Source organism: Micromonospora sp. NPDC049559, assembly GCF_040676675.1.
In the GTDB taxonomy this organism is placed as follows: domain Bacteria; phylum Actinomycetota; class Actinomycetes; order Mycobacteriales; family Micromonosporaceae; genus JBFAPK01.
Genome location: NZ_JBFAPK010000042.1, coordinates 26,820 through 49,832 on the forward strand (window position 1 = coordinate 26,820; position 23,013 = coordinate 49,832).

Here is a 23,013-nt window from a genome sequence, read left to right on the forward strand (position 1 = left end):
CGATGCCCCGGCCCGGCGAGCCGGTCCGGGGCATCGACACTGATGTTCTGGTTACTTCTCGATGACCGCGAGGACGTCGCGGGCGGAGAGCACCAGGTACTCCTCGCCGGCGTACTTGACCTCGGTGCCGCCGTACTTCGAGTAGATGACGGTGTCGCCGACCTTGACGTCAACCGGGATCCGGTTGCCGTCGTCGTCGAAGCGGCCCGGGCCGACAGCGAGGACGGTGCCCTCCTGCGGCTTCTCCTTGGCGGTGTCGGGAATCACGATGCCCGACGCCGTGGTGGTCTCAGCCTCGTTCGCCTGGACCAGGATCCGGTCCTCGAGCGGCTTGATCGCAACCTTGGTCGCGGTAGTCACGGGCATACCCTCCTGGGGTACTTGGTTTCTGTACCGCCCGGCGAACCGGGCGGCGTCAATCTGCCACATGCCACCGGGCGGGTCCGTCGTCGCGGGTGCCGGGTCCGCCTGGCGCTCAGCCTCCGGACGGAGCCCGGAAGCTGGCACCCTCGGTTCGAGAGTGCTAACGGCAGGTTATGCCGGCGGCTAGCACTCCGTCAAGGAGAGTGCCAACACGCCACCGCCGCGTGTCCCGCTGGCCCCGGACTTCGGGTCCCGCACGAGAATGTGGCCGTGGATCTCGACCAGCTGGCCGCCCTGCGTACCCCGGCCGGGACGGCGGCGCTCGACCTGGCGGCCGGGCTGGCCGGTGGCGACCCGCTCGCCGCCGCCGCCGCGCTGCGCTCGGCCGGCGTGCCCGCCGGGCTCGCGGCCGGCGCGCTCACCCAGGCCGAGCTGCGCCGCCGCGCCGCGCGGAAGTTCGGGCCCGCGGCGGCCCGGATGTTCTTCACCCGGGCCGGGCTGGAGCAGGCCACCCGGGCCGTGGTGGCCGACCGGCGGGCCGCCCGGCTGCGGGCCGCCGGGGTCGAGGCCCTCGCCGACCTGGGTTGCGGCCTCGGTGCCGACGCGCTCGCCGCCGCCCGGGCCGGCATCCGCGTGTACGGCGTCGAGGCGGACCCGCTCACCGCCGCGATGGCCACCGCCAACGCCGAGGCGGCCGGGGTGGCCGACCGGTTCACGGTCGAGTGCGGCGACGCCACCGCCTTCGACGTGAACCGGGTGGACGGCGTCTTCTGCGACCCGGCGCGGCGGCGGGCCGGTACCGGACGGCGGATCTTCGACCCGGCGGCCTACTCACCGCCCTGGGACTTCGTCACCGGCCTCGCCGAGCGGGTCCCCCGCACCGTGGTGAAGGTCGCACCGGGCATCGACCACACGCTGATCCCGGCCGGGGCCGAGGCGGAGTGGGTCAGCGTCGACGGCGAGCTGGTGGAGGCGGCCCTCTGGTGCGGCCCGCTCGCCACGGCCCCCCGCCGCGCCACCCTGCTGCGGGTCGGGCGCGAGGTCGGGCGGCTCGCCGGCGGCGGTACGGCCGAGGCGCCCGTCGGGCCGGTCCGGCGCTACCTCTACGACCCCGACGGTGCCGTGGTCCGCGCCCACCTGGTGGCCGAGTTCGCCGAGACCGTCACCGGCGTCCTGGCCGACCCGAGCATCGCGTACGTCTACGCGGACGCGCCCACCCCGTCGCCGTTCGGCCGCTGTCTGGAGATCACCGACGTGCTGCCGTTCTCGCTGAAGCGGCTGCGCGCGCTCCTGCGCGAGCGGGGTGTCGGCCGGGTGGAGATCCTCAAGCGCGGCTCCGCGCTCGAGCCGGAGCAGCTCCGGCGCGACCTGCGGCTCGCCGGCCCCGCCTCGGCCAGCGTCGTGCTGACCCGGGTCGCCGGCGCGCCGACGGTGCTGCTCTGCCAGCCGGTACCGGCCGACGCCGCAGCCGGCCCGCACCCGCCGGGCCGGTGAGCGGCCGGTCCGCCGGCCCGGTGAGCGTCCGGCTCCCGGGCTCGGCGGCTGCCGGCGGCCCTCCGGTCAATGTCCCTGTACGTCGGCGTATGCCGCCGCCCGTTTCCCGGCGGCCGACGGCGCGGCGGTAGGTTGGCGCTCATGGCGGGTCAGGGCACTCCGGCGACGGCGCTGCTGGTGAAGCAGAAGGTGACCCACCGTACGCACCCGTACGACGTGTCACCGGACTCGCCCCGCTACGGTGCCGAGGTCGCCGCCGCGCTGGGCGTACCGCCGGAGCGGGTCTTCAAGTCGCTGGTGACCGAGGTCGACGGCGCCCTCACCGTGGCGGTGGTACCGGTCACCGGCGAGCTGGACCTCAAGGCGCTCGCCGCGTCCGTGGGCGGCAAGCGGGCCGTGCTCGCCGACCGAGCCGTCGCCGAACGCGCCACCGGGTACGTCCGGGGCGGCATCAGCCCGCTCGGGCAGCGCAAGCGGCTGCCGACCGTGGTCGACTCGTCCGCCACCGGACTCAGCACGATGTACGTCTCGGCGGGCCGCCGCGGTCTCCAGCTCGAACTCGCCCCGGCCGACCTGATCCGGCTCACCGGCGCCACCACGGCCCCGATCGCCGCCTGAGCGGCCCGACGGGAGAGCGCGCCCGTCCACGTACCCGAACGCGGCGAACAACGCGACCGGCGTGGCGTTCGGGTCTCACGCCATCGCGCGCCGCGAGCGTCGCCCTGGGGGCGCCGGGGCGAAACGATCTACCTACCGGGTGTAGTCGCAGGTGGAGGGCGCCCTGGTAGCCGCCGCGTGTCCACCGCGTTGCGGAATTGTTATCGGCGCCAACAAACTCGTGACCTCGGCAGTCTTGCGGCGAGGGCACACCGAGAAATACGTTGCCGGACACAACAAAAGTAACCGTCGTCTCACGTTCTCCATCAGTGCCGCGTCCGTGACCGTCTTGGCCGCACCACCCGGACCGGGCACCGAACACCCCCACCCATCCCTCGAAAGGACCCGTGCAATGCGCAAAGGGATCCTGGCCGTCGCCGCGGCCGGCCTACTGGTCACCGGCGGTCTCTCCGCCTGTGGCGACGACTCGGGCAGCAAAGGCGCCGGGGGCGCGAAGACGCCCAAGATCGGCGTGATCCTGCCGGACAGCAAGTCCTCCGGACGTTGGGAGGGCGCGGACCGCCCGTTCCTGGAGCAGGCGTTCAAGGCCGCGGGCGTCCAGTACGACATCCAGAACGCCCAGAACGACAAGACCCAGTTCCAGACCATCGCGGACCAGATGATCACCAGCGGGGTGACCGCCCTGATGATCGTCAACCTGGACTCCGGTACCGGTAAGGCCGTGCTCGACAAGGCCAAGTCGCAGGGCGTGGCGACGATCGACTACGACCGGCTCACCCTCGGCGGCTCGGCGCAGTACTACGTCAGCTTCGACAACGTGGCCGTCGGCAAGCTCCAGGGCGAGGGCCTGGTCAAGTGCCTGACCGACATGAAGGTCCAGAAGCCGGTGGTGGCCGAGCTGAACGGCTCGCCGACCGACAACAACGCCACCCTGTTCAAGAACGGCTACGACTCGGTCCTCAAGCCGAAGTACGACTCGGGCGAGTACACCAAGGGCCCGGACGACTCGGTGCCGGACTGGGACCCGGCCCAGGCGCTCACCATCTTCGAGCAGCAGCTCACCAAGCAGAGCGGGAAGATCGACGGCGTGCTGGCCGCGAACGACAAGCTCGGCAACGCCGCCATCTCGATCCTCAAGAAGAACAGCCTCAACGGCAAGGTGCCGGTGACCGGGCAGGACGCGGAGCCCCAGGGCCTGCAGAACATCCTCGCCGGCGACCAGTGCATGACCGTCTACAAGGCCGTCAAGCAGGAGGCGGCGGCCGCCGCCGACCTGGCGATCGCGCTGGCCAAGGGCGAGAAGAAGGACACCGGCCAGACGGTCCGTGACCCGGAGGGCAACCGGGACGTGCCGGCCGTGCTGCTCCAGCCGAAGGCGATCACCAAGGAGAACGTCAAGGACGTCATCGCCGACGGGTACGTGACCAAGGCGGAGGTCTGCACCCCCGCGCTCGCGTCGGCCTGCGCCGCCGCCGGCATCAGCTGAACCAGTCCCGGCCGACCGGCCGGTCTCCGGCACCGCCGAGGCGGAGCCGCCCGGCACGCCAACCCGCGTGCCGGGCGGCTCCGTCGAGCTGACGGGCACCCTCGATCGGACACCCGCGTAAAGGAGATGCTCCGTGTCCGCACAACCCCTGTTGGAACTGCGCGGGATCGACAAGAACTTCGGTCCCGTCCAGGTCCTGCGCGACGTCGCCTTCGCCGCCCATCCGGGCGAGGTGACCGCACTCGTCGGCGACAACGGAGCCGGCAAGTCCACCCTCGTCAAGTGCATCAGCGGCATCTACCCCATCGACGGTGGGGAGGTCCTCTTCGAGGGCCGCCCGGTGCACATCAACACCCCGCGGGACGCCGCCGGGCTCGGCATCGAGGTGGTCTACCAGGACCTGGCGCTCTGCGACAACCTCGACATCGTGCAGAACATGTTCCTCGGCCGGGAGAAGCGCAGCGGCCTGGTGCTCGACGAGCCGACGATGGAGAAGATGGCCGCGGACACGCTGGCCGGCCTCTCCGTCCGTACGGTCAAGTCGCTGCGCCAGTACGTCTCCAGCCTCTCCGGCGGACAGCGCCAGACCGTCGCCATCGCCAAGGCCGTGCTCTGGAACAGCAAGGTCGTCATCCTGGACGAGCCGACGGCCGCCCTCGGCGTCGCGCAGACGGCCCAGGTACTCGAACTCGTCCGCCGGCTGGCCGACAAGGGCCTCGCCGTCGTGCTCATCTCGCACAACATGAACGACGTCTTCGCCGTCGCCGACCGGATCGCCGCGCTCTACCTCGGCCAGATGGTCGCCCAGGTGAAGACCACCGACGTCACCCACGCCCAGGTGGTCGAACTGATCACCGCGGGCCGCTCCGGCGCCCTCGGCCTCGCCGCCGAGCCCGCCGAGGGCCAGCCCGACAATGGCGCCGAGCCCGCCGACACCGCCCCAGGAGCAGTCCGATGACCACTACGACCGCCGTCCGGGCGGAGGGGCCCGCAGCCGTCACCCCCACCCCCACCGTCGGCAGCCACCTGCGCAACTACTGGTCCCGGGTACGCGGCGGCGACCTCGGTTCGCTCCCCGCCGTAGCCGGCCTCGTCGTGCTTTGCGCGGTCTTCGCGATCGTGCGCCCGGTCTTCCTCTCCGCGGCCAACTTCGCCAACCTCTTCACCCAGGGCGCCGCGGTCACGGTGATCGCGATGGGCCTGATCTTCGTACTGCTGCTCGGTGAGATCGACCTCTCGGCCGGCTTCGCCAGCGGCGTCTGTGCCGCCATCCTGGCCAACGTCGCCACCGTGCTCGGCCTGCCCTGGTACGTCGCGGTCCTCGCGGCCGTCGGCACCGGCGTCCTCATCGGCCTGGTGCTCGGCATGCTGGTGGCGAAGGTCGGCATACCGTCGTTCGTGGTCACCCTGGCCGGGTTCCTGGCGTTCCAGGGCATCGTGCTGCTCCTGATGAAGGAGGGCACCAACATCTCGATCAACGACGACGTCCTCGTCGCGATCGAGAACGGCAAGGTGCCGCCGGCACTCGGCTGGATCTTCGCGGCGCTCGCCGTCGCCGGGTACGCCCTCGTGCAGCTGCTGCGGCACCACAACCGCACCTCGCACGGCCTCATCGCCGACCCGCTCGCCGTGGTGATCGGCCGGATCGCGACGCTCGCCATCATCCTGGGCATCGCGGTCTACGTGCTCAACCTGGAGCGCAGCATCAACCCGCTGATCACCTCCAACAAGGGCATGCCCATCGTCGTACCGATCATCGCGGTGCTGCTGGTGGTCTGGACCTTCGTCCTGCAGCGCACCGCGTACGGCCGGCACCTGTACGCGGTCGGCGGCAACCGGGAGGCGGCGCGGCGCGCCGGTATCCCGGTCGACCGGATCCGCATCTCGGCGTTCGTCATCTGCTCCGGCATGGCCGCGATCGGCGGCATCATCGCGGCGAGCCAGGGACGCTCGGTCGACCCGAACACCGGCGGCAGCAACGTGCTGCTCTACGCGGTCGGCGCGGCGGTGATCGGCGGTACCAGCCTCTTCGGTGGCAAGGGCCGGATGGTCGACGCCGTGCTCGGTGGCGCCGTGGTGGCGGTCATCATCAACGGCATGGGTCTGATGGGCTACAAGTCGGGCGTCAAGTACGTTCTCACCGGCGTGGTGCTGCTGCTCGCCGCGGGCGTCGACGCGCTCTCCCGGCGGAGGGCGGCAGCCACGGGCACCCGCTGAACCCTCCACTCCGGAGCACACGACAATGCGCGCAGGGCCGAGCCAGGACGAGATCCGCCGGCAGAACCTCGGTGCGCTGCTGCGCTACGTACACATCCACGGGGCCACCTCGCGCGCGGAGCTGACCGCCACCCTCGGTCTGAACCGCAGCACCATCGGGGCGCTCACCGCCGACCTGGCGGCCGCGCGGCTCGTCAGCGAGGAGGCACCGCGGGAGACCGGCCGGGCCGGACGACCGTCGCTGGTCGTCCGGCCGGAGTCTTCCCTGGTGTACGCGTACGCGTACAGCATCGAGGTGGACCGGCTGCGGGCCGCCCGGATCGGGCTCGGCGGCGAGGTCCTCGACCGGCGGGAGGCGGCCCGGCCGCGCGGGCTGCTCGCCGAGGAGACGCTGCCGCTGCTCGCCGGCTTCGCCCGGCAGATGCAGCAGGCGGTACCGGCGGAGTCCGTCTACGTGGGCGGCGGCGTCGCGGTGAGCGGCATCGTCCGGGGCGAGCAGGGGCCGCTACACGTCAGCCCCCGTACCGGCTGGTCGGGCGAGCCGCTCGGCGAGGCGCTGGCCACCGTGGTCGGCCCGCGCCGGCCGGTACTGGTCGGCAACGCGGCCGACGTGGTGGCGCTCGCGGAGCACGCGCGGGGCGCCGGGGCCGGCTACGACAACGTGCTCTACCTGCACCGGGACGTGGGGATCGACGCCGGGATCATCGTCGACGGGCGCCGGCTGACCGGACACGGCGGCTACGGCGGCGAGGTGGGGCACATGGTGGTGCGGCCCGACGGCCGCGCCTGCGGCTGCGGCTCCCGGGGCTGCTGGGAGACCGAGATCGGCGAGTACGCGATGCTCCGGCTCGCCGGGCGCGACACCGCCGCCCCCGGCGCCTCGCTCGCCCTCATCGACGCGGCCTCCCGGGGGGACGCCAGCGCCCAGGCGGCGGTACGGCACGTCGCCGACTGGCTCGGCTTCGGCGTCGCCAACCTGGTCAACATCTTCAACCCCGCGGTGGTCATCTTCGGCGGTACGCTCCGCGACATCTACCTCGCCGGGGCGGCCCGGGTGCGCAGCCGGCTCAACGCGATGGCGCTGCCCGCCGCCCGCGAGCAGGTCCGCCTGCGTACTCCCCTACTGGGCGAGGACGCGGCGCTGATCGGCGCGGCCGAACTCGCCTTCGAGCAGCTGCTCGCCGACCCACTCGACGCCGGCTGAGATTGGTGGCGAGACGGTGGGGGCCGGTCAACAGGTGGCCGACTTCTCCTTCGGCGTTGCCGGCTTCTCCTTCGGCCTGCCGCCGAACAGCTCACGGTGCTTCTCCTGGTGTGCCCGGACGCTCGCCTCCCACGCCTCCTGATCCATCTCTGGATCGGGCGGCACCCATCGGTGCGACCCGTCCTCGTAGTGCATCGGCTCGTCACCGCGCCTGAGGAGGCTCATCAGCGGGTCCAAGCGATGAAGCGAACGTAGAGCTCGGCGGGGGATCTGCCGGCCAGATCACGCGTCGCGGCGTACAGCCGATCGGCCATTTCCATCGAGAGTCCGATCCGATCCTCGCCGTACCGTCCGTACAACCGACTCCGGGCCTGCGGACACGGCCACGCCTCCTGACACGTGTCGCAGTCCCACTCGGGACGAACTGGTTCGTGGTCGTCGACGGCTGGGCCGCGTGCCGGCCCCCGCCCTTCGCTCGACGCCACCGCTCACCGCTTGGGGCATGGGCAGTCGCAGCGCCAGTCGCGCAGGTAGGCGTACGGTCCACCGCCGCCGTTCTCGATGCAGCGGTGCTCCGCCCGGCCGGCCGTCGCGCACCGGATACAGAGGTATGCCAGGTACGGCGGTGGCATCGGATCCGGTTCATGCGCGGTCACGGGCCGTTCCCAGACAGCGCTGCGGTTCCTCACGCGATCAGCCTCCTCCGCGTTTGGGCAGGTCCGGCCCCGGAGTCCTGGGGTCACGGAGCCGGACCGCCTTCCGGCAGGCCCCCTTGGTTGCCGACCGAGGGGACCCATCTCTGAACCTCCCACAGCTAGCGTTGGGTAGTCAATGGCTTCCCTTTGGTGATTTCCTATAGCTGCCGACCGAAGGGATCACCATGCCACCGCGCTACCGCTATGAGGAAATAGCCGATGACCTGGAGAAGCGGATCGAGGCGGGCGAGTTCTCACCCGGCTCTCGCCTACCCAGCAGGCGGGAGCTGACCGAGCACTACGGCGTCACGGAACCCGTCATCGATCGGGCCATGCAGAACCTCCGCGCCAAGGGCATCACGGAGACACTGCCAGGCGTCGGCGTGTACGTCCGGGAACGCTGAGCCGTACGCGGAGGCCCGACACCTGGCGGCAGGGAATCGCTGCGGATGCGGACCGGGTCTGTTGGACCGGCGTGCGGTGCGCAGCGGACGCGCCGCGGACCCATCGGCGGGTGGGTTGGCGGGACCCGGCGGCGCGGGCGGCTGCGTACGCTGTCCGGCGTGGACGTTCAGATGCGGGCCTCGGACGACGACCGGCAGCGGGTCATCGCGGACCTGCAACGACACACCGAGGCGGGGCGGCTCGACCTCGACGAGTTCTCCGAGCGGGTCGGCGCGGTCTACTCCGCCCGTACCCTCGGCGAGCTGGCGGCCGTCACCCGGGACCTACCCGCGGTCCCGGCCGGCGTCCCCGGCGACGCCACCAACGGCCGTCGTGACCTGCTGATCCTCTTCGCGGTCGCCGCGGTGACCCTGGTGCTGCTCGGGATCTACATCGCGGTCGTCCGCTGAGCCCGGTCCGGCGGCCCGCACGGCGCCGCCGGGCACGGGCACGGGCCCGCCGTCGGCAGCGCCATCCGCGTCGGGGCCCGCGTCCCGGTCCAGCTCCCGCCAGGTCCGGCCGAGGAACGGTCGCACCGTCACGACCAGGTAGGCCAGGCCGAAGAGCAGGCAGGCGACCCGCAGGTCCAGTCCGGACACCGCCCAGCCGGCCAGCAGGCCGCCCAACGGGATGCCCGCCCAGCAGAGCGCCTGGGACAGTCCGAGCACCCGGGCCCGCAGCGACTCCGGTATCCGCTCGTAGGAGACCGCGCCGAGGATCGGGTTGACCGCCGCGATGGCCAGCCCGGCGGCGAAGGCGACCGGGTAGACAATCCATTCCCGGTCCAGTACGCCGAGGACGACGAAGCGCGGCGCGCCGGCGATCAGGAAACCGACCGCGAAGACGGGGAAGCGCGGCACCCGCGGCGCGATCGCGGTGAAGACCACGTTCCCGAGCATCGCGCCGGTGGCGAAGACCGCGGAGAGCAGGCCCAGCGCGACCGGGGAGCCGACGATGTCGCGCGCCCACACCGGCGCGAGCACCGTGCCGTACGCCGCGTCGGCGAGGTTGGTCACGAAGAGCATCAGCGCGACGCCGCGGATCAGCCGGTCCCGGAGCAGGAAGCGCAGCCCGGCGGCGAGCGCCACGAGGTACGGCTCGTGCCGGCCCGGCGGCGCGGCGTCCTCCGGCGCGGCTTGGCCCGGCGCGGCTTGGCCCGGCGCGGCTTCCCCGGGCGGTGCGGAGTCGGGGCGTACCGGCGGGCGGGGCCGGACCGCGACGGCGACGACCAGCGCGGCCACCGCGAAGGTGGCGGCGTCGACCAGCAGCACGACCGGCGCGTCGAGGGCGGCGACGAGCAGCCCGGCCAGCGACGCGCCGAGCAGGGTGGCGAGGCGGCTCAGCCCGTCGTGGAGGCTGGTGGCCCGGGTCATCGCGGTCCCCGACGCCTCGACGGCGACGGGGAAGACCACGCGCTTGGCGGTGTCGCCGAAGCCGCGCAGCAATCCGGCCGCCGCGACCAGGGCGCAGAGCGCGCCGAAGGTGAGCCCGCCCGCGAGGTGCAGCACCGGTACGGCGGCCACCGCTAGGGTGCTCGCCACGTCGGCGACCACGCTGGTCCGGCGTCCGCCGACCCGGTCGATCAAGGGCCCGCCCAGGCCGCAGGCCAGGACGTAGGGCAGCATCTCGGCGAACGCGACGACGCCGGTACGGGCGGCGCTGCCGGTCGTGCTGAGCGCGAACCAGGGCAGGGCGACCAGGCTCATCCGGGTACCGACCAGCGAGAGCGTCTCGGCCGTCAGCAGGCCGACCAGCGCCCGGCGGCGGCCGGACCGGGCCCGCTCGGGCGCCTCCCGGCGGCTGGACCGGGCCCGCTCGGGCGCCTCCCGGCGGCTCGCCGATCGGTCCGGGGCGGCGCGCATCACGGCACCTCGTCCGGGCCGCGGAGGAACGGCATGAGCTGCACCTGCAGGTCCACCGGTTCGGCGCCGTCCGGGGTGTCCGGGCCGGCCGCGTCGTCGTGGCGGTACCGCTCGACCAGCGCGAAGATGGCCCGATTCAGCTCCTCCCCCTCCGCCGGGGTGAGCCGCAGCCGCCAACTGCTGATGGTCGGCACGTCCCGCCACTGTTCGGGCAGGGCGGCGCGCTCGCCGAGCCAGCGGTCGACCCGTTCGGCGTAGAGCGACGCGACGCCGCGCAGGTACGCCTCGGTCTCCTCGGGGGCCTCCCGGGCCAGGTCCGGATCGTCGAGAAGGGTCCGCGTGTGCGCCGCCTTCCACCACCGCTCCCGGCCGGCGCCCCGGTCCGGGTCCTCGACCACGAAGCCGTACTGGGCAAGCTGGCGCAGGTGGTAGCTGGTGGCGCCGGTGGACTGGCCGAGCCGCTGGGCGAGCAGGGTGGCCGTGGCGGGACCGTGCTCGCGCAGCGCGTTGAGCATCCGTACCCGCAGCGGGTGCGCGAGCCCGCGCAGCGAGACGGGATCGGGACGGGCGGCTTCCGAAGACATGTTTGCAACGGTATCCTTGCAAAGGAGTCTTTGCAAGGATTGTACGGCGAACCGCCGCCGCGGTAGCGGACGATGATGCGGCCGGCACCAGCGCGGGACGGGCCGAACCGGGAACAGGCGTAGGACGGGCGCGGGACAGGCGGGAAAGGCAGCACGGGCGGGCCGGGCGGGACGCGCCGACTACCGGGACGCCCGGCCCCGTCGACCGGACCCTTCCCCTACCGGTCCACCTGGGTGAAGTCCCACTCGTGCGGCGGGCGGGCGACCAGCCGCGACGGCGGTTCCGGCAGGCTCACCGGGCTGCCGCGCCACTTCGAGACGACCACGAGCCGGTGGTCGGTGGAGGAGAAGACCTCGCTCGACAGGTGCAGCGGATGGTGGTCGAAGTCCGGCAACGCCTTCTCGCAGACCCAGTCGATCAGGTCGGTGAACCCGGTCGGCTCCGCGCGCGCCTCCCACATCCGCACGATCACGTCGGCCATTACTCCTCCCAGCGGCGGCGAAGACGCCGGAACACTACACGCTGACGACGGTCAACGGCATCGCGGAATCGGCGGGCAGGTCGAGCCGGCTGGGCGCGACGCCGGCGGCGACCAGGTGCGACCCGAGCGCCGCCACCATCGCGCCGTTGTCGGTGCAGAGCTTGGGCCGGGGCGCCCGCACCGTGATCCCGTACCGCGCCGCCCGCTGCTCGGCCATCGCGCGCAGCCGCGAGTTCGCCGCCACCCCACCGCCGATGACCAGGGTCTCCACCCCGTGCTCCCGGCAGGCGTCCAGCGCCTTGGCGACGAGCACGTCGCAGACCGCCTCCTGGAACGACGCGGCCACGTCGGCGACCGGTACCGGCTCGCCCGCCCGCTCGCGCGCCTCCACCCAGCGCGCCACGGCCGTCTTGAGCCCCGAGAAGGAGAAGTCGAACCGGTGGGTGGCGAGATCCCGGGGCGCGGTCAGGCCGCGCGGGAAGGCGATCGCGTCGGCGCGACCGGACCGCGCCTCCCGGTCGATCGGCGGTCCGCCCGGGAACGGCAGCCCGAGCAGGCGCGCGACCTTGTCGAACGCCTCCCCCGCCGCGTCGTCGATGGTGGCGCCCAGCGGCGTGACCCCGGTGGCGAGGTCGTCCACGAGCAGCAGCGACGAGTGCCCGCCGGAGACCAACAGGGCCACCGCGGGCTCGGGCAGCGGCCCGTGCTCCAGGGTGTCCACGGCGACGTGCGCCGCGAGGTGGTTCACGCCGTACACCGGCTTCTCCGCGGCGAGCGCGTAACCCTTGGCGGCGGCCACGCCGACCAGCAGCGCCCCGGCCAGGCCCGGGCCCGCCGTCACGGCGATCGCGTCGATGTCGGCGAGGGTCACCCCGGCGTCGTCCAGGGCGCGCCGCATGGTCGGCACGATCGCCTCCAGATGCGCCCGGCTCGCCACCTCCGGAACCACCCCGCCGAACCGCGCGTGCTCGTCCACGCTGGAGGCGAGCGCGTCGGCGAGCAGGGTGTGTCCGCGGACGATGCCGACGCCGGTCTCGTCGCAGGAGGTCTCGATACCGAGGATGAGTGGTTCGTCTGCCATGTTCCTCAGTCCAATTGGCGCTGCATCACCAGCGCGTCCGTGTTGCTGGGTTGGTAGTAGCCGCGGCGGATCCCGACGGCCTCGAAACCGTACGCCGCGTAGAGCTTCTGGGCCGGCGCGTTGTCCACCGCCACCTCCAGGAACGTGCTGCGTACGCCCCGGCGCCCGGCCTGGGCGAGCAGCGCCTCCAGCAGCGCCCGCCCGATGCCGGAACGCTGCCGGTCCCGGCGTACCGCGATGTTCTGCACCCACGCCTCGTCGGGCGGGGCCAGGGCGAGACCGGCGTAGCCGACGACCTCGCCGCTCGCCTCGTCCAGCGCGACCGTGTAGTGGTGGCCGTTGGCCAGCTCGTTCCAGAACATCGCCGCCGACCACTGCTCGGCCCCGAAGAGATCCGCCTCGATCGGCAGCACCTCGTCGATGTGCCACCAGCGGAACCGACCGAGCCTCACCCCGGCGCCCCGGCGGGTCCGCGCGCCACGCCGGCCCCTCCCGAGGGCGCGGCGCCGTGGCCGGTCGCCGCCGTACGGGCGTACCGGATCACTGCAGCACCGACTTGCGCGCCAGCGCCGCCACCGCGTCGGGGCGGCGCAGGTAGAGCGGGGTCAGCGGCTCGCCGGGCGCGCCGGACCGCACCCGCTCGGCGGCCAGCTCGGCCAGCGCCCACGCCGGCGGGTAGCGGGGCTCGTCGCGCAGCGGCAGCCCGAGCGCCTCCGGGTACCGGTGCGCGCCCTCGCCGACCGCGACGACCGCCCCGAGTTCGGCCGCCCGGCCGGCCACCTCGGCCGGCGCGTCGACCTCCGGTCCGGCCAGGCGCCGGCCCGCGCCGTCGTAGACGGCCCAGTAGATCTCGCGCCGGCGGGCGTCGCTCGCCACCAGTACGGTCTGCTCGCCCTTCGCCGCGTGGCCGATCGCGTCCAGCGAGCCGACGCCGTACGTGGGTATGCCGAGCACCTGGCCCATGCTGGCCGCGGTGACCAGACCGACACGCAGCCCGGTGAAGGGTCCGGGGCCGAGCCCGGCCACGATCGCGCCCAGGTCGGCGGGGCGGGCGCCGGCCTCGGCCAGCACCGCGTCCACCTGGGGGGCGAGCAGCTCCCCGTGCGCCCGGGCGTCGACGGTACGCCGCTCGGCGCGGAGCGTGACGCGGTCGGGCGTGATCTCCGCCAGCGCCGCGGTCACCGCTGGGGTCGACGAATCCACCACGAGTACGAGCACACCCTGACCTTAGCCGGGCATCGACTACCGCCCGTCACCACCCGGCCGGCACCGCCGCTCCCGTCCCGGCCCGCTCGGCGACCGCCGGCCGCGGCCCGCCGCCCGGGCCCGGCGGCGCGGAGATCGGCCCGACGATGGAGCCCGGCGGTACGGGATGCGGCTGGCCGGCCGGCTCCGGCAGCACGGGATGCGGCCCGCCGGCCGGCTCCGGCAGCACTGGGTGCGGCTGGCTGGCCGCGTAGAGCAGCTCCCGCACGTCCGGCTCGGCCTCCCGGTCGGCGCGCCAGACCAGGCGCAGGGCGAGCGGGGCTGCCGGCTCGGCCGGATCGATCCGGCGCAGCGCCCCGGCGGCCAGCTCCCCGGCCACCGCGAACTCGGGCAGCAGCGCCAAGCCCAGACCCTGCGCCGCCCAGGCTCGGGCGATCTCGACGTGGCCGACCTCAACCCGGTCGCCGATGCCGCCGAGGAGCCGGTCGACCGCCATCCGGAACGAGCACCCGGCCGGGGTGAGCAGCCACCGCTCGTCGGCCAGCCGGGGCCACGGTACGCCGCGGGCGCCGGCCAGCGGGTGGGTCGGCGCGGCGACCAGCGCGAGCGGTACGGGATCCAGGTCGGTGAAGGCCAACTCGTCCGGCGGCAGCACGGCGGTGAAACCGAGCGCGCCCAGGGCGGCGCCGGTGTCCAGGAGCAGCGCGGCGTCGAGTTGTCCCGTGGCGACCCGCCGCAGCAGTTCATCCCGCCGGCCGGAGGGCTCGACCTCGACCGCGAGCTCCGGCCGGCGCCGCGCCAGCCGGGCGAGGACCGCGGGGACCAGGCGCGCGACGAGCGTCTCCAGCGCGCCCAGCCGTACCGCCGGCCGGGCGCCGGTCACCTCGCGGCGGGCCTGCTCGGCCTCGTCCAGCAGCCGCCGCGCCCAGCGCAGCAGCACCTCGCCGGCCGGGGTGAGCCGCATCCCGTCCGGCGTGCGGTCGAAGAGCGGCACCGCGAGCGAGCGTTCCAGCCGGCGGATCTGATCCGACACCGAGGACGGGGCGAGTCCGAGCACGCCGGCCGCCTCGGTGACGGTGCCGGCACGGACCACGGCGACGAAGGTACGGAGCTGGCGCAGTTCCACGCCGACCACGGTACGCAGGGCGTTCGGTTTTGCCGAACGACCCGTGCGATCGCGCCGGTGGAGCCGGGACGGGCGCCGGCGCAGGGTGGTCGCCGGTCCGCCGGAGGCGGCACGAGGACACCCGTCCGCCGCAGGCGGCACGACGACACCGGCCCGCCAGAGGCGGCACGACGACGCAGGGAGACGAGCGATGTCCGACTCATCCACCACCCTCCGGGCCGCCCGGCCGGCCCGGGCCGTACCACCATCGGGGCGGGGCCGGCTGCTGCTGGGCCTCTCCCTCGGGTACTTCATGGTGCTGCTCGACACGACCGTCCTCACGGTCGCCCTGCCCGACCTGGCCCGGGACCTCGGCGGCTCGGTCGGCGGGCAGCAGTGGGCGGTCAACGGCTACACGGTCGCCTTCGCGGCGCTGCTGCTCACCGCCGGCGCCGCCACCGACCGGTACGGCGCACACCGGGTCTTCCGCGCCGGCGTCGCCGCGTTCGGCGTACTGTCGCTGCTCAGCGCCGCCGCGCCCGCGCTCGGCGCGCTGGTCGCGCTGCGGGCGGCCCTCGGCGTCGCCGGGGCGGCCTGCCTGCCCAGCTCGCTGGCGCTGATCGCGCGGGCCTATCCGGTACCGGCCGAACGGGCGCGGGCGATGGGCGCCTGGGCCGCCATCACCGGGGTGGCGCTGGGGGCCGGCCCGGTCGTCGGCGGGCTGCTGGTCGAGGCGGCCGGCTGGCGCGCGGTCTTCCTGGTCAACGTGCCGCTCGCCGCCGTCGCGCTGGCCCTGACCGCCGGCTCGGCGATCCGCTGCCCGACCGGCGCCCGGCCGATCGACCGACCCGGCCAGCTGGTCGCCTGCGCCCTGCTGGCGCTCGGCACCGACGCGATCATCGCCGCCGGCGAGCGGGCCGGCACGCACGCCCTGCTCGCCAGCCTGGCGACCGTCGGCACCGGGGCGCTGCTGGCGCGGCGGCAACGATCCGCCCCCGCCCCGGTGCTGCCGGCCGACGTGATCCGGGCGCCGGGGGTGCGGATCGGGCTGCTCACCGGCGCCGGGGTGAACTTCACGCTCGCCGGGGCCCTCTTCGTGCTCACCCTGCTGCTGCAGGAGCGGTTCGACCCGATCCGTACCGGTCTGGCGTTCCTGCCGCTCACCCTGCCGACCGCCGTCAACCCCCTGCTCACCGGCCGCCTCGTCGCCCGGCACGGGCCCCGCCCGGCGGTGTTGGCCGGCCTCGCGCTGATCACCGCCGGCACGGCGCTGCTCGCGGGCGCGACCCTGGCCCACGGCGGCTACCCGCCGCTGGCGGCGGGGCTGGCGCTGCTCGGGTTCGGCATCTCGTTCGCGCTACCGGCGCTGGTCACCGGGGTGGTGGCGGCGGCGCCCGCGGGCACGGCCGGCACCGCCGGTGGGCTGCTCAACGCGGTCCGCCAGGTCGGCGCGGCGCTCGGGGTGGCCGTCATGGGCGCACCGGTCGCGATCCTCGGGCCCGGCCGTGGCGCCGGGTACGCCTTCCTGCTGGCCACGGCGCTCTGCGCGGCCGTCGCCCTGCTGACCGCACGCCGGCGACCGGCCCGCCCGGCTACCGGGTCCTGACAACCGATCCCCTCGGGCTGTCAACCTCTGAGCGCGCACCCGCGTGTGCCGTGGCGGACGCGCCCGAACCCGGGTGCCGTCACGACGTGGAGGAACTTTCCCCGATGAGACGAAGCACGCTGTCCGGGCTACTCGTCGCTGGCCTGCTGGTCGGCACACCGCAGCCAGGTTGGAGCCGGCTCGCGGGCGGCGACCCGGGCGAGTACGGTCCGGCCTACGCCGCCGGAAAACCGGTCACGGTCACGCTGCTGACCGGCGACCGAGTGCGGTTGCCGGCCGGCGGCACGGCCAGCCCCACGGTGCTGCCGGCGCAAGGCCGCGAGCGCATCCATTTCACCGGCTTCCGGGCCGGTGGGCACCTCTACCTGGTACCCGAGGACGCCATCCGACCCGTACAGTCGGGCCGGCTCGATCGCCGGTTGTTCGACGTGACGGAGTTGGTCGAATCCGGCTACGACGACGCCCACCGACCGGACCTGCCGCTGATCATCGGGTTCGGCTCGGAGCGGGCCCGCACCGAGGCCGCGCCCCGACTGGCCGCCTCCGGGGCGAGGGTGACCCGCGGCCTGCCGGCGGTACGGGGCAGCGCGGTCTCGGCTGCCAAGCACGCGATCGGCGACCTGTGGGCGAGCCTGAACACCGGCGGCGGCCAGTCGATCGCGGGCGCCGGAAAGGTCGAACGGGTGTGGCTGGACGGGCTCCGCCGGCCGACCCTCGACCAGAGCGTCCCGCAGATCGGGGCGCCGACCGCGTGGGCCGCCGGGCGTACCGGCGCCGGGGTGTCGGTCGCGGTACTCGACACGGGCCTGGACGCCACCCATCCGGACCTGGCCGGTCAGGTGCTGAAGCAGGCGAACTTCACCTCCGAACCGGACACCGACGACCTTGTCGGTCACGGCACCCACGTCGCCTCGACCATCGCCGGTACCGGTGCCGCCTCCGGCGGCCGCTACCGGGGCGTGGCACCGGGTGCGCGACTGCTGATCGGCAAGGTGTGCGAGCGGCGGGGCTGTCCCGAGTCGGCGGTCCTCGCCGGCATGCAGTGGGCCGCCGACAACGGCGCCCGCGTGGTGAACCTGAGCCTCGGCGGGGACGACACCCCCGAGGTGGACCCCCTCGAACAGGCGGTCAACGACCTGACCGCGCGGCAGGGAACGCTGTTCGTCGTCGCGGCGGGAAACTCGGGCGCGGACGCCGAGACGATCAACTCGCCGGGCAGCGCGGACGCGGCGTTGACGGTCGGCGCGGTGACGAAGTCGGACGTACTGGCCGACTTCTCCAGCCGGGGGCCGCGAATCGGCGACGCGGCGCTGAAGCCCGACCTCACCGCGCCGGGGGTGGACATCGTCGCCGCGCGGGCCGCCAACGGCACCGAGGGCACCCCGGTCGACGCCAGCTACACCCGCATGTCGGGCACCTCGATGGCGACGCCACACGTGGCCGGCGCGGCCGCGATCCTGGCGGAGCAGCGCCCGCAGTGGCACGCCGGTGAGCTGAAGGCGGCGTTGATGGCGTCCGCGAAGCGGAATCCCGGGCTCGGCGCGTATCAGCAGGGCGCCGGGCGGGTGGACGTGGCCCGCGCGCTGACCCAGCCGGTGACCACCGACCCGGTGAGCCTGAGCTTCGGCGCGCAGCAGTGGCCGCACCAGGACGACGTACCGGTGACCAGAACGTTGACCTACCGCAACGACGGCGACGCGCCGCTGTCGCTCGCCCTGAGCGTCGAGGCGATCGGCCCCGACGGCAAGCCCGCCCCGCCCGGCACCTTCACCCTCGGCACCACCAGCATCGTGGTACCGGCCGGTGGGCAGGCACAGGTCAGCGTTACCGCCGACACCCGCGTACCGACGGCGGACGGGACGTTCTCCGGCAGCGTGGTCGCGACCGGGCCGGGTGTCACCAGCAGTACCCCGATCGGGGTGCTCAAGGACATCGAGCGGTACGACCTGACGCTGCGGCACACCGACCGCACCGGCGCGGCCACCGACAACTACCTGACCAACATCTCGAACGTGGATGGGAAGTTCACCTACCTCTTCCCGTACGACGCGGACGGCACGGTGACGGTACGCCTGCCGAAGGCGACGTACTCGGTCACCACCACGATCGGCACACCGACGGCGGACGGCCCGAACGAGCTGGCCATGCTGTCGCAGCCGCTGGTCAGCCTCACCCGCGACACCACGATCGACCTGGACGCCCGCCTGGCCAAACCGGTCGAGGTGGCGGTGCCGGACGATTCGGCCCGATCGATGAGCGCCCTGATCGCCTTCTACCGGAAACGTCCGGGCGACGACGATCAGGCGGGGTATCTGACCGGGGAGAGCTTCGACGGCCTGTCCACGGCCGGGCTCGGCGACCCGGTGCCGGGCGAGCTGACATCGGAGGCGACGAGCGTGTGGGCGAAGCCGGACGCGAACGGCGACTTCACGGCCAGCCCGTACTCCTACCTCCTCACGGCGCTCACCAACGACCGGCTCTTCACCGGCCTCACCCGGCGGTACCAGCCGGGTGAGCTGGCGGCGGTGCACCTCGACGTCGCCGCGCCGCAGCCGTCGTCGAGGGCCAGTTCGTCGGTGTTCGGCATGGCCCCGAACGGTCACGTCGTAGTGCGCGGCATGCCCGGCCTGGCCCTGCCGGGCCGGCGCGTCGAGTACCTCAGTGCCGACGGTGACCTCCGCTGGATGAGACGGATGTACGTCGAGACGCCCGACGCCGGCAGCGGGGACTACGCGCTGGACAGCACCCTCGCGGGCTCGCCCCGGCGCTACCTCGCCGGTGGCGTCTACCACGAACGGTGGAACACCGGACGGTACGGGCCGGTGCTGCCGGAGCCGTTCTACCCGCAGGACGGGGCCCACCGGATCGGCTCCCTCATCGAGGTCGAGGTACCCCCATTCAGTGATTCGGCCGGTCACGGCGTCTACGACGAGACCGCCGACTACCACTCGACCCTGTACCGGAACGAGGAGCAGATCGGGACTCAGGACGGAAGCCCCGAGGTCTTCTATCAGCTACCGGACGAGCAGGAGGCCCGGTACCGCCTGGTGCTGGAGGCCGTCCGCCGACACGCCGAGCTGACCGGGCGGGTCACGTTGGACTGGACCTTCCGGTCCGGAGCGTCGCCCGACGGCGCCATGGTGCCGCTGCCCCTGATGACGGTGCGGTACACGCCCGACCTGGTCGGCGACCGCCTGGTCCGGGACGGCGGGGCGGTACGCCTCCCGCTGACCGTGCAGCACCGCACCGGTATTCCGTTGTCCACCGTCGACGTCCCGGCCGTCGAGGTCTCGTACGACGGCGGTCGCGGCTGGCAGCGGCTCAGGCTGCTCGGCCGGCCGGACCAGTGGTACGTCAGCGTCGTCCCGCCGGCCGGGGCGACCAAGGTGTCGCTGCGCACCACCGCGTCCGACACGGCCGGCAACTCCGTCCGGCAGACGACGATCGACGCGTACCGGCTGAGCTGACGGCCGGCGACCCGGCCGAGCGCCGGGCAACAGGGGCCGACCTCGGCGACGCCCTGTTGCCCGGCGCCCTCGTCGTCGCGGCCGGTTGACCAGCGAACTCATTCCGGCCGCTGTCAACCATCGGGAGGGGGGTCCGCGTGTGTCCGGCATGACCGAGGAAGCGACGGCGTCGTCATCGAGCGACGCCAGCTACGCCGCCTTCGTGGAGGATGCCTGGACCCGCTATCTGGGGTTGGCCATCCTGCTGGGCGGCGACCGGCACCGGGCCGAGGAACTGCTCCAGGACTGCCTGGTCAAGCTCTACGTCCGGTGGCGGCAAGTGACTCGGCGGGGCGATCCACACGCGTACCTGCGCCGGATGCTGGTCAACGGCAAGGTGAGCTGGTGGCGACGTACCCGCCGGGAAACGCTGATGGCGGAGACGCCGGAGCGGCCCGACCCGCACGCGGCGCCCGCTGATGTGCCGCAGGATCTGCGCGCGGCGCTGCTCGCCCTCTCCCGCCAGCAGCGGGCCGTGCTGGTCCTGCGCTACTACGCGGATCTCACCGAGCAGCAGGTCGCGACGGAGTTGGGCTGTTCGATCGGCACCGTCAAGACGCAACACTCCCGGGCCATGGCGAAGCTGCGCGCCCTGCTGGCCCATCCCCACCCACCACTCGCGGAGGTGTCACGGTGAACGTCGACGAAGAGCAGCTCGGCACGGCGCTGCGGGAACTGGCCGGGCGGGAACCGTCGCCAGCCGCCCCGACCGCGCACCTGATCAGCCGCGGCCAGCGCGCGAAGCGCACCAGGGCGGCGACGAGGACGACCGCCGCGCTGGGCGTCGTCGGCCTGGTGGCGGCCGCCGCCGTCGGGTTCGGCGGTATCGGTCCGGGCGGCGGCGGGGGCGGAAACTCGGGCACGACGCCGCGGGCCGGCGGTACGGCCTCGGCAGAGGCGTCCTCGCCCCAGTTCCGGCTCGCGGCGGCGGCCGAGGCGTCGGCTCAGACGAGCTTCAGCTTCCAGGTCACGGTGCACAACGAGTCCGAGGACGGCGCGAAGAGGTCGTCGAGCACCCGGTCGTACGAGGGTGCGTTCGACCCGAACGGTCCGAAGGGGTACCTGCGCTTCCGCAACCCGCCAGCGACGGGGCTGGAGCAGCGGCTCGTCGGCACGGATCTGTACATCCACCGGCTCTCGAAGTGGATGAAGTTCGAGAACCGCAGCCTGGAGATCGACGGAGGCTACCTCCTGTCGACCAACCCCACGTCCACCGTCAACCCGGCGTCTCAGCTCGATGCCCTGAAGAGCCTCGGCACCGTCACGGCGCTCGGCGCGTCCGGTAGCGGCGCGGAGGCGGTGGAGCGGTACGCGTTCAGCTACGACGTCAAGCCGAGCGACGCCGACGAGCCCGATCGGATCCCGGCCTCCGGCGTCATCGAGATCAATGCGCAGTCCCGGCTGATCAGCAAGATCTCGTACCAGACCACGTACGACTTCTCTCGCCACGTCACGCAGCACTACGTCGACAAGTACACGGTGACCTGGGTGTACTCGAACTACGGCGCCCCGGTCGACGTACCGGTGCCACCCGTGATCAACTGATCACAGCCCTGACCGCTCGGCCCCGTCGCGGATCGCGGACGGGGCCGAGCGTCGCGGCGGGGACGGCGTACCGAAGACGGCGTGGGCTCATAGCGGCCGGGCGGCGCGGACCGCAACCGCTGGCACCGTCGTGCCGGGGAGGCCGGCCGCGCCGCCACGGCCGACCGTCAGCCCGCCGTCCGTTCCCAGTCGATGGTCGGCAGCCCCGCGTCCGCGAGCGCCTTGTTGGCCGCGCTGAACGGGCGGCTGCCGAGGAAGCCGCGCGGGTTCATCGGGCTCGGGTGCCCGGCCTCCAGCACCACGTGGTTCGGGTTCGTGATCAGGTCCCGCTTCTTGCGGGCGTAGCCGCCCCAGAGCAGGAAGACCACCCGCTGCTCCCGGGCGTCCAGCGCCTTGATCGTCGCGTCGGTGAAGGCCTCCCAGCCCTTGTTGCCGTGCGAGCCGGGCGAGCCCTGCCGCACGGTCAGCACCGCGTTGAGCAGCAGCACGCCCTGCGCCGCCCAGCCGGAGAGGTTCCCGCCGCGCGGCGCCGGCACCCCGAGGTCCTCGGCCAACTCCTTGAAGACGTTGCGCAGCGACGGCGGCACCGCCACCCCGTCGCGGACGCTGAAGCTCAGCCCGTGCGCCTGACCGGCCTTGTGGTACGGGTCCTGTCCTAGGATCAGCACCCGGCAGTCCTCGGGGGCGCAGAGCCGGTAGGCCGAGAAGAGGTCCTCGACGGGCGGGAAGACCGTCTGCGTCGCGTACTCGTTGGCGACGAACGCGCCCAGCTCGGCGGTGCCGGCCGCGTCGAGGTGCGGCGCCAGCACGGTGCGCCACGCCGGGGGCAGCAGGGCCGGAAGGTCGAGGGTCGGGACGTCGGACATCGGCGGCCTTTCGCGGGAGGATTTCACGGCGACGGGGGACGCAGCGCACTCTACGAGCCCGGTACGACAGCCCGACGCGCCCGGTACGGCGGCACGCCGGACCGGCCACGACGGCGGCCGGGCTCATCCCGGCAGGGTCGACCGCCGCAACGGGGCGAGCCGCTCGGCCCAGTCCCCGCCGGCCGGCAGCAGCTCCACCACGCGGGTCTCGTCGTCGCGGCGCTCGATCCGGACCCGCAGGTGGGCGTCGACGAGCTGCTCCACCATCCCCTCGCCCCACTCGACCACGGTCACCGCGTCGTCGACCGAGGCGTCGAGGTCCAGGTCGTCGATCTCCGCGCGCGGGTCGGGCGCGTCGCCCAGCCGGTACGCGTCCGCGTGCACCAGCGGCACCCGCCCGCCGCGACCCGGATCGGGGCGGTGCACCCGGGCGATCACGAACGTCGGCGAGGTGACGTCGCCGAGCACGCCGAGTCCGGCGCCGATCCCCTGGGTCAGGGCGGTCTTCCCGGCGCCGAGCGGCCCGGTGAGCACCAGCAGGTCGCCGGCGCGCAGCAGGCGACCGAGGCGCTCGCCGAACTCCCGCATCTCGTCCACCGTGGACACTTCGAACACCGTGCTCACGCCACCAGCCTCCCGCTCACGAACA

General features: G+C 73.6%; 22 protein-coding genes and 1 pseudogene. 12 read left to right on the forward strand and 11 right to left on the reverse strand.

Annotated elements, in window-relative coordinates:
• Nucleotides 1–51: 51 nt before the first annotated feature.
• Nucleotides 52–366, reverse strand: a complete 315-nt coding sequence (gene groES, locus AB0J86_RS32495) for a co-chaperone GroES (protein WP_199187625.1) — start codon at nt 364–366, stop codon at nt 52–54.
• 267 nt (nt 367–633) lie between these two features.
• On the opposite strand from groES, the gene AB0J86_RS32500 reads away from it, so the two are divergent.
• The 6 genes from AB0J86_RS32500 (at nt 634) to AB0J86_RS32525 (ending at nt 7,382) form a co-directional block, all read left to right on the forward strand.
• A complete protein-coding gene (locus AB0J86_RS32500) occupies nt 634–1,857 on the forward strand; it encodes a methyltransferase domain-containing protein (protein WP_363861493.1) in 1,224 nt (407 codons plus the stop codon).
• A 141-nt stretch (nt 1,858–1,998) separates the two neighbouring features.
• Nucleotides 1,999–2,475: a Cys-tRNA(Pro) deacylase gene (ybaK, locus tag AB0J86_RS32505; RefSeq protein ID WP_363861494.1), complete on the forward strand. Its 477-nt coding sequence runs from the start codon at nt 1,999–2,001 to the stop codon at nt 2,473–2,475.
• Nucleotides 2,476–2,866: 391 nt separating this feature from the next.
• Nucleotides 2,867–3,961 (forward strand): substrate-binding domain-containing protein, encoded by a 1,095-nt coding sequence (locus tag AB0J86_RS32510; RefSeq protein WP_363861495.1) that lies wholly within the window; start codon nt 2,867–2,869, stop codon nt 3,959–3,961.
• Between the two features lie 133 nt (nt 3,962–4,094).
• Nucleotides 4,095–4,919: an ATP-binding cassette domain-containing protein gene (locus tag AB0J86_RS32515; RefSeq protein ID WP_363861496.1), complete on the forward strand. Its 825-nt coding sequence runs from the start codon at nt 4,095–4,097 to the stop codon at nt 4,917–4,919.
• The gene (locus AB0J86_RS32520; RefSeq protein ID WP_363861497.1) at nt 4,916–6,178 is read left to right on the forward strand and encodes an ABC transporter permease; all 1,263 of its coding nucleotides are present in this window, start codon (nt 4,916–4,918) and stop codon (nt 6,176–6,178) included. Before AB0J86_RS32515 ends, AB0J86_RS32520 begins: the two co-directional genes overlap by 4 nt.
• A gap of 25 nt (nt 6,179–6,203) precedes the next feature.
• Nucleotides 6,204–7,382, forward strand: a complete 1,179-nt coding sequence (locus AB0J86_RS32525; RefSeq protein ID WP_363861498.1) for an ROK family transcriptional regulator — start codon at nt 6,204–6,206, stop codon at nt 7,380–7,382.
• A gap of 27 nt (nt 7,383–7,409) precedes the next feature.
• Here AB0J86_RS32525 and AB0J86_RS32530 read toward each other — a convergent pair whose 3' ends face one another.
• Nucleotides 7,410–7,607, reverse strand: coding sequence for a hypothetical protein (locus AB0J86_RS32530; protein ID WP_363861499.1), 198 nt, complete (start codon nt 7,605–7,607; stop codon nt 7,410–7,412).
• A 655-nt stretch (nt 7,608–8,262) separates the two neighbouring features.
• On the opposite strand from AB0J86_RS32530, the gene AB0J86_RS32535 reads away from it, so the two are divergent.
• Nucleotides 8,263–8,481: a GntR family transcriptional regulator gene (locus AB0J86_RS32535; protein ID WP_363861500.1), complete on the forward strand. Its 219-nt coding sequence runs from the start codon at nt 8,263–8,265 to the stop codon at nt 8,479–8,481.
• A gap of 159 nt (nt 8,482–8,640) precedes the next feature.
• Nucleotides 8,641–8,931, forward strand: a complete 291-nt coding sequence (locus tag AB0J86_RS32540; protein WP_363861501.1) for a DUF1707 domain-containing protein — start codon at nt 8,641–8,643, stop codon at nt 8,929–8,931.
• Between the two features lie 81 nt (nt 8,932–9,012).
• Here the strand turns inward: AB0J86_RS32540 and AB0J86_RS32545 are convergent.
• The 7 genes and pseudogenes from AB0J86_RS32545 to AB0J86_RS32575 all read right to left on the reverse strand — a co-directional run.
• A pseudogene (locus AB0J86_RS32545) lies at nt 9,013–10,383 on the reverse strand (MFS transporter); the annotation flags it as partial.
• Nucleotides 10,383–10,967, reverse strand: a complete 585-nt coding sequence (locus AB0J86_RS32550; protein ID WP_363861502.1) for a winged helix-turn-helix domain-containing protein — start codon at nt 10,965–10,967, stop codon at nt 10,383–10,385. The pseudogene AB0J86_RS32545 and the gene AB0J86_RS32550, both read right to left, overlap by 1 nt.
• A 218-nt stretch (nt 10,968–11,185) precedes the next feature.
• On the reverse strand, nt 11,186–11,440 hold the full coding sequence (locus tag AB0J86_RS32555) for a hypothetical protein (protein WP_363861540.1): 255 nt from the start codon (nt 11,438–11,440) through the stop codon (nt 11,186–11,188).
• A gap of 43 nt (nt 11,441–11,483) precedes the next feature.
• Entirely contained in the window at nt 11,484–12,530 is a 1,047-nt protein-coding gene (tsaD, locus tag AB0J86_RS32560; protein ID WP_363861503.1) for a tRNA (adenosine(37)-N6)-threonylcarbamoyltransferase complex transferase subunit TsaD, read from the reverse strand.
• Between the two features lie 5 nt (nt 12,531–12,535).
• Nucleotides 12,536–12,982, reverse strand: a complete 447-nt coding sequence (rimI, locus tag AB0J86_RS32565; RefSeq protein ID WP_363861504.1) for a ribosomal protein S18-alanine N-acetyltransferase — start codon at nt 12,980–12,982, stop codon at nt 12,536–12,538.
• 88 nt (nt 12,983–13,070) lie between these two features.
• Nucleotides 13,071–13,748 (reverse strand): tRNA (adenosine(37)-N6)-threonylcarbamoyltransferase complex dimerization subunit type 1 TsaB, encoded by a 678-nt coding sequence (gene tsaB / locus AB0J86_RS32570; protein ID WP_363861505.1) that lies wholly within the window; start codon nt 13,746–13,748, stop codon nt 13,071–13,073.
• Nucleotides 13,749–13,782: 34 nt separating this feature from the next.
• Nucleotides 13,783–14,862, reverse strand: coding sequence for a LysR family transcriptional regulator (locus AB0J86_RS32575; RefSeq protein WP_363861506.1), 1,080 nt, complete (start codon nt 14,860–14,862; stop codon nt 13,783–13,785).
• A 190-nt stretch (nt 14,863–15,052) separates the two neighbouring features.
• Here AB0J86_RS32575 and AB0J86_RS32580 point away from each other — a divergent pair, with 190 nt between their 5' ends.
• The 4 genes from AB0J86_RS32580 (at nt 15,053) to AB0J86_RS32595 (ending at nt 21,498) form a co-directional block, all read left to right on the forward strand.
• A complete protein-coding gene (locus AB0J86_RS32580) occupies nt 15,053–16,447 on the forward strand; it encodes an MFS transporter (protein WP_363861507.1) in 1,395 nt (464 codons plus the stop codon).
• A gap of 104 nt (nt 16,448–16,551) precedes the next feature.
• Entirely contained in the window at nt 16,552–19,914 is a 3,363-nt protein-coding gene (locus AB0J86_RS32585; protein WP_363861508.1) for a S8 family serine peptidase, read from the forward strand.
• Between the two features lie 148 nt (nt 19,915–20,062).
• The gene (locus AB0J86_RS32590) at nt 20,063–20,590 is read left to right on the forward strand and encodes a SigE family RNA polymerase sigma factor (protein ID WP_363861509.1); all 528 of its coding nucleotides are present in this window, start codon (nt 20,063–20,065) and stop codon (nt 20,588–20,590) included.
• The gene (locus AB0J86_RS32595; RefSeq protein WP_363861510.1) at nt 20,587–21,498 is read left to right on the forward strand and encodes a hypothetical protein; all 912 of its coding nucleotides are present in this window, start codon (nt 20,587–20,589) and stop codon (nt 21,496–21,498) included. Before AB0J86_RS32590 ends, AB0J86_RS32595 begins: the two co-directional genes overlap by 4 nt.
• A gap of 167 nt (nt 21,499–21,665) precedes the next feature.
• Here the strand turns inward: AB0J86_RS32595 and ung are convergent, their stop codons facing one another.
• Together ung and tsaE are read right to left on the reverse strand one after the other, a co-directional pair.
• Nucleotides 21,666–22,364 carry a uracil-DNA glycosylase gene (ung, locus tag AB0J86_RS32600; protein ID WP_363861511.1) on the reverse strand — a complete coding sequence of 233 codons (699 nt, stop codon included), beginning with the start codon at nt 22,362–22,364 and terminating at the stop codon, nt 21,666–21,668.
• Nucleotides 22,365–22,487: 123 nt separating this feature from the next.
• On the reverse strand, nt 22,488–22,952 hold the full coding sequence (gene tsaE / locus AB0J86_RS32605) for a tRNA (adenosine(37)-N6)-threonylcarbamoyltransferase complex ATPase subunit type 1 TsaE (RefSeq protein WP_363861541.1): 465 nt from the start codon (nt 22,950–22,952) through the stop codon (nt 22,488–22,490).
• Nucleotides 22,953–23,013: the final 61 nt, after the last annotated feature.